This is a genomic window from Mycoplana rhizolycopersici, from assembly GCF_013378445.1.
Taxonomy (GTDB): Bacteria; Pseudomonadota; Alphaproteobacteria; order Rhizobiales; family Rhizobiaceae; genus Mycoplana; species Mycoplana rhizolycopersici.
Genome location: NZ_JABXYK010000004.1, coordinates 128,329 through 141,821 on the forward strand (window position 1 = coordinate 128,329; position 13,493 = coordinate 141,821).

The window sequence follows — 13,493 nt, forward strand, 5'->3', positions numbered from 1 at the left end:
CGCTTCCCCTCTGGCGGCGGGCCTTCTGTTTGCATTGCGAGGACCGGTACCATGCGCCATTCCCGTGTCGCATATCCGCTGACGTGGCGCGTCATGGATGTGTTCGAGCGCCTTGCGGCCGCCGTATGGCCGTCAAGTTTCCAGCGAGGCCTTCCCTATCTCATGCTGCTGCCGGCAGTCGTGCTTGTGGGACTTTTGGTTCTCGGGCTGATCCAGATCGGCGACTCGAGCCTGAGAACGCTGGACACCAGCACCTTCATGATGTCGGAGAACTACACGCTCGCGAACTATCAGCGCGCGCTCAGCGAGAAGTTCTTCGCTACCGTCGCCGGGCGCAGCCTGATGGGGGCGGTGATTGTCACCGTGATCACGCTGATCTTCGCCTTTCCCTACGCGTATCTGATGGTGCGCACACCGTCTTCGGCCCTGCGCAAGTTCCTGCTTGTGGCGCTGTTCCTTCCCTTCTTCATCGGCCAGGTGGTACGTGCCTATGGCTGGCTGATCATTCTCGGCAACCAGGGAATGGTGAATGAGGCGCTCGGCCTCGTCGGCGTGCCGCCGATGCGCCTTCTCTACAACTACCCCGCCGTGCTGTTCGGTCTCGTCCAGTACATGCTTCCCTTCGCGGTGCTGATGCTGGCACCGGCGCTGACTGCGATACCGGCCGAACTGGAGTCGGCGGCAAGTTCGCTCGGTGCCGGCTGGGTGCGCACCTTCCGTCACATCGTGCTGCCGCTTGCCCGTCCCGGTCTCGTCGGTGCCGGTCTCGTGGTCGTCACGCTGTCGCTGACCGATTTCGCCATTCCGGCGATCCTGGGCGGCGGCTCGCAGGACTTCATCGCCAACGCCATCTACGACCAGTTCTTCCGGACCTCGGACCAGGGGCTCGGCGCCACGTTGTCGCTTCTGCTGGTCGCCGTCGGCTCCATCCTGGTCGGCGTCGTCTTCATGCTGTTCGGCGCCGGCACGCTTGCCATGGGAGACGAACGCAAATGACCGGGAGCCGCAGCAAGTCCATCGTCATCTGGGCGTTCGTCGTAACGGCCCTCCTCATGCTGTCTGCGCCGACCATCGTCGTGTTGGGCGCGTCTTTCACGGCCGGAAACATCATCACCTTTCCGCCGGAAGGGCTGTCGTTGAAATGGTACGGCGCCATCGCGCAGGCGAGCGACCTCCGGCAGGCCTTCTTCCGCTCGCTGATCGTCGCGACGATCTGCACGCTGATCTCGATCCCCGTCGGAACGCTGGCGGGCATCGCGCTTTCGAAATACCGCGTCCGCTTCGCCCGTACCATCCAGATCTACCTGCTGTTGCCGTTCACCATTCCGCTGATCGGATCGGGCATCGGCATGATGCTGGTGTTCGGTGAGATGGGCGCGCTCGGCAAGCTGTGGCCCGTCGGGATCGCGACCTGCGTGATCAACCTGCCCTTCATGATCTGGGCCGTCACGGCCAGCGCCTCCAACCTCAGCCCCGACCTGGAACTGGCTGCCGCCAATTGCGGCGCCCCGCCGCTGCAGCGGTTTCTCTACATCACCCTCCCGGCTGTTCTGCCTGGCATCATCACCGGCTCGCTGTTGATGTTCATCCTGGCCCTCAACGAGTTCCTGGTCAGCCTGCTTCTGGTGGATGCGCGCAGCGTCACCCTGCCGGTGCAGATCTACAATTCGATCCGCTCCATCATCACGCCGGACCTTGCCGCCATCTCGGTCGTCTTCATCGCCTGCGCAGGCGTTGCGATCGCGCTACTGGACCGCCTGGTCGGCCTCGACATCTTCCTCAAATCGAAATGACCCCTTGGGGCCGCTCATCAAGGACACGACGATGACTGACGTCTCTTTCTACGAATATTCCAAGCTCAACACCGAAGAGAAGGCCGCCCTGCTGCGCCGCTCGGAGACGGATATTTCCAGCTTCATCGAAAAGGTTGCACCCATTCTCGAGGCGGTGCGGACAGAGGGCGACAAGGCACTGGCGCGTTTCGGCCGCGAGCTCGATAAGGCAGATGTCACCGAAGCGAACCTGAAGGTGACGGAGGCAGAGTTCGATGCAGCGTTCAAGCTTGTCGACGACAGCGTTGTCGAGTCCATCAAGTTCGGCATCGACAACATCCGCCATTTCCACGAGGAGCAGAAGCCGGAGGCCATGTGGCTTAAGGAGATCCGCCCGGGTGCATTCGCGGGCGACCGCTTCACGCCCATCCAGTCGGTGGCGCTTTATGTGCCGCGCGGCAAGGGCTCGTTCCCTTCGGTGACGATGATGACGTCCGTGCCGGCCGTCGTTGCCGGCGTGCCCAACCTTGCGATCGTCACGCCGCCGGCGCCGGACGGCACGGTCGATGCGGCAACGCTGGTCGCAGCCCGTCTCGCCGGCGTTGAGACCGTTTACAAGGTCGGTGGCGCACAGGCCGTCGCGGCGGTCGCCTATGGCACGGAGACCGTCAAGCCGGCGCTGAAGATCGTGGGCCCGGGCAGCCCCTGGGTTGTCGCTGCCAAGCGTTCGCTTTCGGGCGTCATCGATACCGGCCTGCCTGCCGGCCCTTCGGAAGTGATGATCCTTGCCGATGATACGGTGCATGGCGGGCTCGCCGCGCTCGATCTCCTGATCGAGGCCGAGCACGGCCCGGATTCGTCGGCCTACCTCGTGACGCACAGCCGCCGCGTTGCCGAAGAGGCGATTGCCGCGCTTCCCGAACACTGGAGCAAGATGACGGAGCAGCGCGTCGGCTTCTCCAAGGCCGTGCTCACCGGAAAGACGGGCGGCGTGGTGCTGACCTCGTCGATCGAGGAGAGCTATGAATTTGTCAACGCCTACGCGCCCGAGCACCTTGAACTGCTCTCGACCGAGCCCTTCATCCATCTCGGCCACATCACCGAGGCGTCCGAGATCCTGATGGGAACGCATACGCCGGTCAGCATCGCCAACTTCTCGCTGGGACCGAACGCCGTCCTGCCGACCAGCCGCTGGGCACGGACGTTCGGGCCGCTTTCCGTCACAGACTTCGTCAAGCGCAGCTCGATCGGATACGTCACCGCTCCGGCCTATCCGGAATTCGCGAAGCACTCCCATAATCTCGCGCTCTACGAAGGCTTCTCGTCGCATGCGCTGGCGGTTTCGCCGGTGCGCGACGCCTATCTCAAGAAGGGCGCGTGACCGATGAAGGCCGTGCGGCTGCATGATGCGCTGGACCTGCGGGTGGAGACGGTGGACGCTCCATCGCCGCCGCCGCCGGGCCATGTCAACCTCCGGGTGCGGGCGGCCGGCATCTGCGGCTCCGACCTTCACAACTATCGCACCGGCCAGTGGATCAGCCGGCGCCCGTCGACGGCCGGGCATGAATTTTGCGGCCGCGTCACCGCGATCGGCGAAGGGGTGAGCCACCTTGCGATCGGCGACGTCGTCGCAGCTGACTCGCGGATGTGGTGCGGTGAATGTGCCGCATGCCGCAGTGGTCTCAGCAACGTCTGCGAAAAGCTGGGCTTCGTTGGCGAGGTCTGCGACGGCGGCTTCGCCGAGGAGGTCCAACTGCCGGCCCGCCTGCTTGTCCGCCACGACGCCGGTCTTCCGCCACGGGTTGCTGCCATGGCGGAGCCGCTCGCCGTCGCGCTTCACGCCGTCCGGCGGCTCAGTGCGCCCGAGGGCGAGCCGGTGCTGGTTGTCGGATGCGGCACCATCGGCGGGCTTAGCGCGCTTCTGCTTTCGCAACTGCGCAAGGGGCCTCTGCTGCTCGCCGATCTCAATGCCGAGCGCGTCGAGATGGTGGCGGACGTGACCGGTGGCGTTCCGGTGAAACTCGATGCCGCTGCCATCGACGCCGTCCTCGATGGTAAACGGCTGCGCTATGCGATCGATGCGACCGGAAGCATCCATGCCATCGCCAAGGCGATCGACCTTCTCTCCGGCGGCGGCGCGCTGGCGCTGGTCGGCATCAGTCACGGCAAGCTCGATTTCGATCCGAACATTCTGGTCGAGCGCGAGATTTCCCTGGTCGGATGCCACGCGTTCATCGACGAGTTGCCGGAAGCTGTTGCGATGCTGCCGGGTCTCGAACCTGCGCTCACGCGCTTCTCCGAGGTGCTGGATACGCTGGACGCGGTGCCGGAGGCCTATGAACGTCTGCTCAAGGGCGGTGGTTCCAGGCTGAAGACCATTGTCGAGATATCGGACTGACGCGGCCATATGCACCGAAATACCAAGACTGGAGCTCCAGCATGAACCAGCCTGCCAGCCGTACCGCGGAGATCAGGAAGCACGCGAAGAACGGGGATGGTGCTGCCGAGGCACTGCTCGCCGACCTGTTGCGCGATCTGTTCAAGATCGAGCCGGTAAACCTTGCCATCAACCATGACCAGTACAGCCTGAATTCGCTGAACGGCTTCTTCGATACCGCCGCCGGGCAGCTCTTCTTCAAGTTCCATCAGGAGGAGGGCGAGGAGGCGATGACTGGCGAATATTACCGCGCGGACATCCTGGCGCGCGCGGGCCTGCCGGTTGACCAGCCGGTGCTGATGTCCGTCCTGCCGGGCGAACAGATCCTCGTCTACAAGCGTCGCACCGACCCGCGGTTTTCCGACGTGTTGCGGGCTCTCGACCTGGAACATGACGGGCAGAAGGCCGCCCGCGCGATCGCCGCCGAGCGAAAGCTCAACGAGGCGGTGCTCGACGTCTATCTGAAGACGCTGCATCCGGTGACGGCGCAGCAGGTTTCCGCCGAACCTGTCCATCGGTTGTTCTTCGAGCGGCTCATCGATCCGCCGGCAGGACGTTATCCGGGCGGCCGGTTCGCAAGCTTCTATGTCGGGAAGGACTTTGCCTTTCCCGGTGTCAGGCTGGGCTGGGAGGCGCTTTCCACCAGCCGCTTCGTCGTCAACGGGGTGGAGTATCGCGATACCGTCGGCCAGTTGTTCGACGAGGCTTTCGAGCGCCTGCGGCCTTCGCGGCTTGCCGATGCCGGTGGCGTCACGGCGCATGGCGATGCGCACAACGCCAATGTCTGGTACCGGGAGCAGGGCGATGCGGCGGCGCTTTCCTTCTTCGACCCGGCCTTTGCCGGCGAACACATTCCGACCCTTCTGGCCGAGGTGAAGACGACCTTCCACAACATCCTCGCGCACCCGCTGTGGCTCTACGACCCGGCGCTGGCCGCCGAGCGGTACGAGGCGACCGCGAATTATTCCGACGGCGTTCTTCGCGTGTCGAGTTCGTGGGAGCCAAGCCCGGTCCGCCGGCAACTGCTGGACGTCAAGGCGCAGGCCATGTGGCGGCCCCTGCTTGCGGAACTGGCGCGCCGCGGCATGTTGCCGGCCGACTGGCGGCGCGTGATCCGGCTCGGTCTGTTTCTATGCCCGACGCTGGTCATGAACCTTCGCGCCTCGGCCACCACGCACAATCCCGTGTCCTCGATCATCGGCCTGTCGATGGCGGTGATGGCCGGGAGCGAGCCTGTCGCGGGCGAGGACATGCTTTCGCGCTTCTTCGATGCAATCGATCCCGGTCGCGCCTGAGTGCGAAATGCCGGTGTCCCCGTACCGGTTGGGAGAATGGTGAACGGTGTCATGTGGGCATCGCCCCATCCCGTTCTCATTCTTTTTCCATCGTCGATCGCCAGTGTGACGAGGCTTCAACCTCGATTTACCTATTGAGGATAAGAAGGGACACCGCCATAGATGGCGTAGCACTTCCCCAAGCCCGGGTGATCCATGTCAGAGACGTTTGATTCCGATATCTTCAATCTTGCCCCGACGGCAATGTGGATCGAGGATTTCAGCGAGGTCCAGGCCCTCTTCGACCTATGGCGCTCGCAGGGCGTCACGGACATCAGGGCGTTTCTGGGGGAAGACCAGAGTCGCGTCGCTGAGTGCTCCCGGCGCATCAGGGTGCTGGACGTGAACAGAAAGACCCTGGAGCTCTTCGAGGCCGATGACATCGATCATCTGCGCGCCAATCTTTCGACCATCTTTCGCGACGACATGCTCAAGACGCATGTGATTGAACTCGCGAGGCTGTTCGATGGTGAACTCGTCTTCGAGAGCACGACGTCGAACTATACGATCTCCGGCCGACGCCTCGACATCCAGCTTCGCGGGGCCGTCATGCCCGGCTACGAGGCGTCGCTTGGCAAGCTTCTCCTGACTACCGAGGACATCACGGCGCGCGAAGATGCGCGGCGTGCGGAGGCCGTGCAGCGGCGACATGCGGAGGGCATTTTCGAACATTCGCCGGTCTCCTTGTGGATCGAGGATTTCAGCCGGATCAGGGCGCTGATCGAAGACATTAGAGCCCGCGGCATCGTCGATTTTCGCACCTTCATGGACGTCCATCCGGAATTCGTGCGCCAGTGCATGAGCGAAATCCGCGTCATCGACGTCAATCGCGCAACGCTCGAGCTGTTTTGCGCCACCGAGCGCAACGAACTGCTGCAACGTCTGCGCGATGTCTTTCGCGACGATATGGAAAAGCCTTTCCGGGAGCAGCTCATGGAGCTCTGGAACGGAAACCTCCATCATCATCGCGAAGTAGTGAACTACGCGCTCGATGGTACCGTGCGGCACATCCTGCTGCATTTCTCCGTATTTCCCGGGCACGAACGCGACTGGACGCGCGTACAGGTGGCGCTCACCGATATTACGGCGCGCAAGAAGGCGGAGGCTTATCTCGAGTATCTCGGCAAGCATGATGTCCTGACCAAGCTCTATAACCGCGCCTTCTATGCCGAGGAGATCAATCGCCTTGAACGGAAGCTTCTGCGCCCCGTCTCGGTGATCATATACGACTTGAACGGCCTGAAGGAGGCCAACGATCGGCTGGGCCACGATGCGGGTGACGCATTGCTGCGTCGGTTCGGCGAGATCCTGAATGGCGCCGTGTCCCATCCCGACTATGCCTGCCGCATCGGCGGCGACGAATTCGCTGTCCTGATGCCTGGTGCGGATGCGAAGGGGGTGGCGACAATGACCGAGACCATCAACGAACTGCTCAAGATCAACAACCAGTTCTATTCAAGCGCTCCGTTGCGCATGTCCTACGGAGCGGCGACCAGCGAGCCTGGCGAGGCGATCGAGAACGTCATAAAGCGAGCGGATATGCAGATGTATGAGCGCAAGCGGGAATACTACGAGGCCGATAACGCCGACGGGATTGCCGAGGGTCGGTCGGCGCGGCGCGCCTGATCGCCCGCGAGGGTATCCGGCAAACGTCCAGCCCTTGAACTGCCGTCATCCAACCGATATCCGACGTGCACGATCCGACACGTAAAGCTATCGACAGGTTGAGCAGCATGGCCCCAGACTTTCTCGTAACGCATTCCGGCGGCTTCCATGCCGATGAGCTGCTGTCCAGCGTCATCCTCACGCGCCTGTTTCCATCTGCGCGCATCGTCCGCAGCCGCGCGCCCGAGTGGATTACGCCGGGCAGCGACAGGATCATCTACGATGTCGGCGGCGCCTATGATCCCGGTGCCGGAATTTTCGATCACCACCAGCGCGGAGCGCCGCTGCGCGACGACGGCCAGCCGTTCAGTTCCTTTGGTTTGATCTGGCGCCAGTTCGGGCGGGACTACCTGGAGGCCCATGGCGTGCCCGCCGCAGACATCGAGGCCCTCCATCTGAGCTTCGACATGGGCTTCGTCCTGCCCGTCGACCTGATGGACAACGGAGCCGTGAGCCCATCGGACGCCGGTGTGATGGGCAAGCTCACGCTGCCTGTCCTTCTTGAGACGCTCAAGCCCGTATTCGACGACGAGGAGCCGGATGCCGGCGACCGCGCATTCCATGGCGCGCTGTCGATCGCGCGCAGTTTCGTGGAGGCGAACATAAGGCAAGGTGCTGCGAAACTGCGTGCCGAAGCGATCGTAATGGATGCAATTGCGAAGACGGGAAACGGTTACGTGCTGGAGCTTCCGATGGGCATGCCCTTCCGGCCGGCGATCGTGAAGGCCGGCGCCGATCACCTGTTGTTCGTCGTCCACCCCCGGGAGACCGACTGGTGCCTGACCGGTATCCGACGGTCGAGCGAAGGATTTGAGCTGCGCGCCGATTTGCCGTCCGCATGGGCAGGTTTGACCGGCCAGGATCTGGCGGCAGCCTGCGGAGTGGCTGAGGCCACATTCTGCCACAACGGTCGCTTCATTGCCGCGGCAAGGACGCGCGAAGCTGCACTGGAAATGGCAGAGATCGCGGTCGCGGAAGCGCTGCCGGCTCAATCACCACCAGTTCTCACAGCATGAACCTATCCTAATTCCATAGCGTTATGTTTAGGCATCGGAGAGCGGCGCACAGGCGGCTGCGCGGGCTATGCGCCTCGGCGAGCTGAGCGGCTTGCTCGTGCGCAAATAGTCGGCCTGTGGAACGTTTCGGGCCTTTGCGCAATTGACATATAGTAAATATATAATATATTTAAATGTATATTGATGTGAGCAAGGGGAATACCGATGAAGATCGTAGCAGTCAGCGACAAGCTCTCGGTCGCATCCCAGCCGGAAATTTCTGACTTCGCCGATTTGAAGGCGAACGGATTCGGTGCCGTCGTCAACCTTCGGCCGGACCGGGAAGAGCAGGATCAGGCCGGCAATGATGCGGAGGCCGAGGCGGCCAGACGTGGCGGCATGGCCTATGCGTTCATACCCGTGACAACGGCTACGATTTCCGACGCCGATGTTCGCGCCTTCCAAAAGGTCGTGCATACCGCCGGGGCTCCGGTCCTTGCCCATTGTAAATCCGGCACGCGCGCGCTGTCGCTGCACGCGATCGGAGAGGTTTTCGACGGCCGCATGAAGGCGGACGAGGTCGTGGCCTACGGCAAGAGCCTGGGCTTCGATCTGTCGGCAGCCGAAGCGTGGCTGGTCCGACAGTCGGCGCGGCGCCCGCAGGTAAAGGGCTTTTTCGATCCCCGCACTTACAGCGTGCAATACGTGGTTTCCGATCCCGAAACGGGAAAATGTGCCATCATCGATCCGGTGCTGGATTTCGACGAGAAATCCGGCTCGACCGCGACCGCCAGTGCCGACGCGATCCTCGCCCATGTCAAGGAGCAGGGGCTCAGCGTCGAATGGATCCTCGATACTCATCCGCATGCCGACCACTTCTCCGCGGCCCATTACCTGAAGGAAAAGACCGGCGCGCCCACCGCGATCGGCGAGCGTGTCGTCGACGTGCAGGGCCTCTGGAAGGCCATCTACAACTGGCCGGATTTTGCCGCCGACGGATCGCAGTGGGATCGGTTGTTTGCCGACGGTGATACCTTCAAGGTCGGCTCGATCGATGCGCGCGTGATCTTCTCGCCGGGCCACACGCTGGCCTCGATTACCTATGTTGTGGGTGATGCCGCCTTTATCCACGACACGCTGTTCATGCCGGACAGTGGCACGGCGCGGGCAGATTTTCCAGGCGGAGATCCCCGCGTCCTCTGGAAATCGATCACGCAGATCCTGGCCTTGCCGGACGAAACGCGGCTGTTCACCGGTCACGACTACCAGCCAGGTGGCCGCAAGCCGCACTGGGAAAGCACCGTTTCCGAACAGAAGCGCGCCAATTCGCACGTGGCCGGCATTTCGGAGGAAGAGTTCGTCACGCTGAGAGTGGCGCGCGACCGGACCCTGCCGATGCCCAAGCTCATCCTGCACGCCCTGCAGGTCAATATCCGCGGCGGGCGGCTGCCGGAGCCGGAGGCGAACGGCAAGCGCTATCTGAAATTTCCCCTCAACGCGCTGGGCGGGGCGGCATGGTGATGGACACGCTGGCCACGCGGGCAGAAACCGGAATATCGCCCGCCGCAATGGGCGCGCGGGCGGAAGAGGTCGCCGCACTGCTCAAGACACTCGCCCATCCGGCTCGACTGATGCTGGTCTGCATGCTTGTCGAGGGCGAGCATTCCGTGGGCGAGTTGGAAGAGAGGCTCGACCTGCACCAGCCGCACCTGTCACAGCAACTGACTGTGTTGAGGGGGGCGGGTGTCGTTGCGACAAGGCGCGAGGGAAAGCAGATCTTCTACAGCCTTGCCGAGGCGAAGGCCGGCCGGCTGATCGCGGCGCTGCATTCGATCTTCTGCGCGGAGGCGATGCAATGACGGTCCACCCGACATCTCACCTGGGCGGCATGATGAGCGGACTGGCGGCGACGTTGCTGCGTTTGCTCAACGGGCGCATCGCCGGGGTCAGCGGCATCGTCGGACGACTGGCGCTCGGGATCGACCGTGCAACCAACCTGGCCTTCGTGCTCGGCTTGTGCGTCTCTGCGTGCGCTCGATGGCTGCGGCAAATTCGCCGGCGACCATAAGATTAACGAAGTTCTAAGCAATCGGTCTGAACCTCGTGGTGGTATTGCGCCGATTCTCGCAAACGACACAGCAGGAAATTGCACCGACTGATCCGCATGATGACCGATTTTCTTTTTCGCCGCCTTCGCGGCACGATTTCATCGCCGGCTGCTTTGGCAGCTCGCCTGGCGGCCGTGGCGGTTGCCGGCGCGCTGCTGTCCGGCTGTCTCGCCATGGACTACGATTCCCTCGCGAAGGTGGAGCCGAAGCTGTCCTCCAAGGTCGCCGCCGAAATGTCGCGAAAGGGAATGAAGCCTGAAAGTCCCGTTCTGGTCCGCATCTTCAAGCAGGAGAGCGAGCTGGAGGTATGGAAAATGGACAAGAGCGGCAACTATGCGCTGTTCAAGACCTATCCGATGTGCCGCTGGTCCGGGAAACTGGGGCCTAAGACCAAGAGCGGCGACCGGCAGGCGCCGGAAGGCTTCTATCATGTCTCGGCAGGCATGCTGAACCCGAACTCGCAGTACTACGTGTCCTTCAATCTCGGCTATCCCAATCGTCTGGAATCCGCGCTTGGCTATAGCGGCGAGGCGCTGATGGTGCACGGCGCCTGTTCCTCCGCGGGATGCTACGCCATGACCGACCAGGGCGTCGGTGAGATCTACGCCATCGTCAAGGCGGCGCTGAAGGGCGGGCAGGAGCGGTTCCAGGTGCAGGCCTATCCGTTCCGCATGTCGGCGCAGAACATGGCGTTGCACCGTGATGATCGGAACATGTCGTTCTGGCGGACGCTCAAGGAAGGCTACGACACGTTTGCCTTCACGAAAAAGCAGCCGAAGGTATCGGTATGCGGCGGGCGATACGTCTTCAACACCGAATTCGAAGGTGGAGAGCCAACTGATCCGCTTGCCCCATGCCCGCCCGTGGCCGCCCAGCCGGCGGCGGAACTGACGGCGCGGATGCAGACCGAGCGGCTTAAGATCGATGCCGCTATTGCCGACGCCACTTCGTCGCCTATCTCAGCCTATGTGGATGGCGGCATGCATCCGAGCTTCCGTGCGCTGCTCGAGCAGCAGGGCCCGAAGAGGATGGCGGCCAAGGTCTCGGGCACCAAATATCCCGTCAGCCGTCCGGAGGCAGCGCTGGCCGATCCCTACGCCAGCACCAGGTAGAGGATGATGAGCATGGCCCTTGTGCACGCGAGAGTGACCCGGCGGTCCTTCCTTCTCGGTAGCGCGGGGGTGGCGACCGGGATGCTCGCAGGCTGCTCGACGGCGCCGCGCCCGACGCTTGCGGTTGCCCCGCAGCCGGTGGAAACCTCGATCTTCGCCAGCATGTACGGCGAAAAGCCGGACGAGCTCTATCCGCTGCCGGCCATCCCCTATGAGAGGATCGAACCGCGGTTCCGGCGGCAGATGGTACCCAACCCGACCGGTGAGCGGCCGGGCATCCTCGTCGTGGATACCGCCAACCATTTTCTCTACCTCACCTATGACGGCGGCCAGGCGATGCGTTACGGCGTCGGCCTCGGCCGTGCAGGCTTCGAATGGGAGGGCAGGGGCGAGATCCAGTACAAGCGGCAGTGGCCGCGTTGGACGCCACCGGACGAGATGGTTGCCCGCCAGCCGGAGCTCGACCCCTACAGCATCGCCAACGGCGGCATGGAGCCGGGACTGAACAATCCGCTGGGCGCCCGGGCGCTCTACATCTTCCAGAACGGCGAGGACACGCTCTATCGCATCCACGGCTCGCCGGAATGGTGGACCATCGGAAAGTCGGTGTCGTCGGGCTGCGTGCGGATGATCAATCAGGATGTGGTCGATCTCTATGATCGCGTGCCCAACGGCACGCCGATCGTCGTCACGAACTTGCTCGGTCCGAGACCCGTTGTCTGATTGCAGGTGGCGGCGCAAACGCCGCCTTCGGCAGTCAACTCAGGTCTCCGGAATGTTCTCGCGGAAGATGACCTGCAGGCGCGGCGGATGATAGTCGATCGGGCGCCCTTTCGCCGTGAGGCCCAGCATCGACAGCGCCTCGCGCGCTTCCACCCGCGGGTTCTGGTCGATCACCGCATCCATCACCCCGCTCAGAAGCAGCGTCTTGGTATGTTCGGTCAGTTCGTGGCCAACGAAAATGAGGTCCCTGGCAAGGCCGGATTCGACCAGCGCGCGGCCTATGCCGGAATTTCCGGCGCCGATATTGTATATGCCGGCGAGGTCAGGATGGCGACGAAAGAGGGCGGTTGCCTCTTCGAAGGCGCGATCGCGGTCGTCGCGGATTTCGCGTAGTTCCACCACCTCGAGATCGGGAAACTCATCGGCGATGATGTGGCGAAAACCCATCTCGCGTTCCTCGTGTCCGCGGTAGGAGAGGGAACCGGCAAACAGCGCGACCTTGCGCTTCACGCCATGCCCGAGGAAGCGCCCCAGCAGATAGCCCCCGAGCCGTCCTGCCGCACGGTTATCAATGCCGATGTAGCCGATGCGCGGGACGTGCAGGATGTCGGAGACGAGGGTGACGATCGGAACGCCGGCGGCCGAAAGCGAGCGCATCGCCTCGCGCACGGTCGGATGGTCGAGTGCGATGACACCCACGCCCATCGTCTGCCCGTGCAGCTCGCGCAGGGTGCGCGCCAGGGTGTCCGGATTGAAGCCCTCGATGGAATGGATGCGCACATCGAGATCAGGTCGGGCGGCAGCCTGGCTTTCCAGTTGCTGCAACAGGTTGGCAATGAAGGTGTTGGTGCCGGCGGGCAGGACGAAATCGAGCCGCACGCGGCTGTCGACCAAGCCGGCGGGGGAACCGGCGCTGACGTAGCCAAGCCGGCGCGCCGCTTCCATCACCACTTCTCGGGTCCGTTCCTTGACGCCGTTGCGGTTGTTCAGGACGCGATCGACCGTGGCGCTGGAAACGCCAGCCTCCCGGGCGATGTCAATCAGAGTCGATCGCACTGCGAATCCCTTTCTGGCGAATGATGTAATTTGATGTAAATCGCTGCAGGAAAGATGCAAGCCCTCTATTGTCTTTTTCTACAAAATCCGGCGATTTGTCGCCCATTTTCATGCGCTGATCTTGCGAATTGCAAATTAAATCAGAAAAATGATGTCATAGATTGGATTTTGTGCATCGTTGATGTCGAAGTAAATGATGTAAAATGATTATTTATGATGTTGACAATGATGCCTCTGACGGTCAGTATCGCCGCAATTCGGCAGCGGAGGAGTAAGTCTGCCGAGGGGGAG

At 62.7% G+C, this 13,493-nt stretch carries 14 protein-coding genes; 12 read left to right on the forward strand and 2 right to left on the reverse strand.

From position 1 onward, the window contains the following. Positions 1-51: 51 nt before the first annotated feature. The 12 genes from HV823_RS07935 (at position 52) to HV823_RS07990 (ending at position 12,146) form a co-directional block, all read left to right on the forward strand. A complete protein-coding gene (locus tag HV823_RS07935) occupies positions 52-996 on the forward strand; it encodes an ABC transporter permease (protein ID WP_176949187.1) in 945 nt (314 codons plus the stop codon). Continuing rightward, complete coding sequence (locus HV823_RS07940) at positions 993-1,793, forward strand: ABC transporter permease (RefSeq protein WP_176949188.1); 801 nt, start codon at positions 993-995, stop codon at positions 1,791-1,793. The genes HV823_RS07935 and HV823_RS07940 overlap by 4 nt, the downstream gene beginning before the upstream one ends. A gap of 31 nt (positions 1,794-1,824) precedes the next feature. Continuing rightward, positions 1,825-3,153: a histidinol dehydrogenase gene (hisD, locus tag HV823_RS07945; RefSeq protein ID WP_176949189.1), complete on the forward strand. Its 1,329-nt coding sequence runs from the start codon at positions 1,825-1,827 to the stop codon at positions 3,151-3,153. A gap of 3 nt (positions 3,154-3,156) precedes the next feature. After that, positions 3,157-4,170, forward strand: a complete 1,014-nt coding sequence (locus HV823_RS07950; protein WP_176949190.1) for a zinc-dependent alcohol dehydrogenase — start codon at positions 3,157-3,159, stop codon at positions 4,168-4,170. Between the two features lie 41 nt (positions 4,171-4,211). After that, positions 4,212-5,504 carry a hypothetical protein gene (locus HV823_RS07955; RefSeq protein ID WP_176949191.1) on the forward strand — a complete coding sequence of 431 codons (1,293 nt, stop codon included), beginning with the start codon at positions 4,212-4,214 and terminating at the stop codon, positions 5,502-5,504. A gap of 195 nt (positions 5,505-5,699) precedes the next feature. Then, positions 5,700-7,169, forward strand: a complete 1,470-nt coding sequence (locus tag HV823_RS07960; protein WP_176949192.1) for a sensor domain-containing diguanylate cyclase — start codon at positions 5,700-5,702, stop codon at positions 7,167-7,169. Between the two features lie 107 nt (positions 7,170-7,276). Beyond that, positions 7,277-8,224, forward strand: coding sequence for an MYG1 family protein (locus HV823_RS07965; protein ID WP_176949193.1), 948 nt, complete (start codon positions 7,277-7,279; stop codon positions 8,222-8,224). Between the two features lie 204 nt (positions 8,225-8,428). Next, complete coding sequence (gene blh / locus HV823_RS07970) at positions 8,429-9,724, forward strand: bifunctional sulfur transferase/dioxygenase Blh (protein WP_176949194.1); 1,296 nt, start codon at positions 8,429-8,431, stop codon at positions 9,722-9,724. After that, the gene (gene bigR / locus HV823_RS07975) at positions 9,724-10,062 is read left to right on the forward strand and encodes a sulfite-sensing transcriptional repressor BigR (protein WP_176949195.1); all 339 of its coding nucleotides are present in this window, start codon (positions 9,724-9,726) and stop codon (positions 10,060-10,062) included. The genes blh and bigR overlap by 1 nt, the downstream gene beginning before the upstream one ends. After that, a complete protein-coding gene (locus tag HV823_RS07980) occupies positions 10,059-10,271 on the forward strand; it encodes a YeeE/YedE family protein (RefSeq protein WP_176949196.1) in 213 nt (70 codons plus the stop codon). The genes bigR and HV823_RS07980 overlap by 4 nt, the downstream gene beginning before the upstream one ends. 99 nt (positions 10,272-10,370) lie before the next feature. Continuing rightward, the gene (locus HV823_RS07985) at positions 10,371-11,423 is read left to right on the forward strand and encodes a L,D-transpeptidase family protein (RefSeq protein ID WP_425487643.1); all 1,053 of its coding nucleotides are present in this window, start codon (positions 10,371-10,373) and stop codon (positions 11,421-11,423) included. A 6-nt stretch (positions 11,424-11,429) separates the two neighbouring features. Continuing rightward, complete coding sequence (locus tag HV823_RS07990; protein WP_176949197.1) at positions 11,430-12,146, forward strand: L,D-transpeptidase; 717 nt, start codon at positions 11,430-11,432, stop codon at positions 12,144-12,146. 39 nt (positions 12,147-12,185) lie between these two features. Here HV823_RS07990 and HV823_RS07995 read toward each other — a convergent pair whose 3' ends face one another. Beyond that, on the reverse strand, positions 12,186-13,202 hold the full coding sequence (locus tag HV823_RS07995; protein WP_176949198.1) for a substrate-binding domain-containing protein: 1,017 nt from the start codon (positions 13,200-13,202) through the stop codon (positions 12,186-12,188). After that, positions 13,183-13,314: a hypothetical protein gene (locus HV823_RS27040; protein ID WP_281374050.1), complete on the reverse strand. Its 132-nt coding sequence runs from the start codon at positions 13,312-13,314 to the stop codon at positions 13,183-13,185. The genes HV823_RS07995 and HV823_RS27040 overlap by 20 nt, the downstream gene beginning before the upstream one ends. Positions 13,315-13,493: the final 179 nt, after the last annotated feature.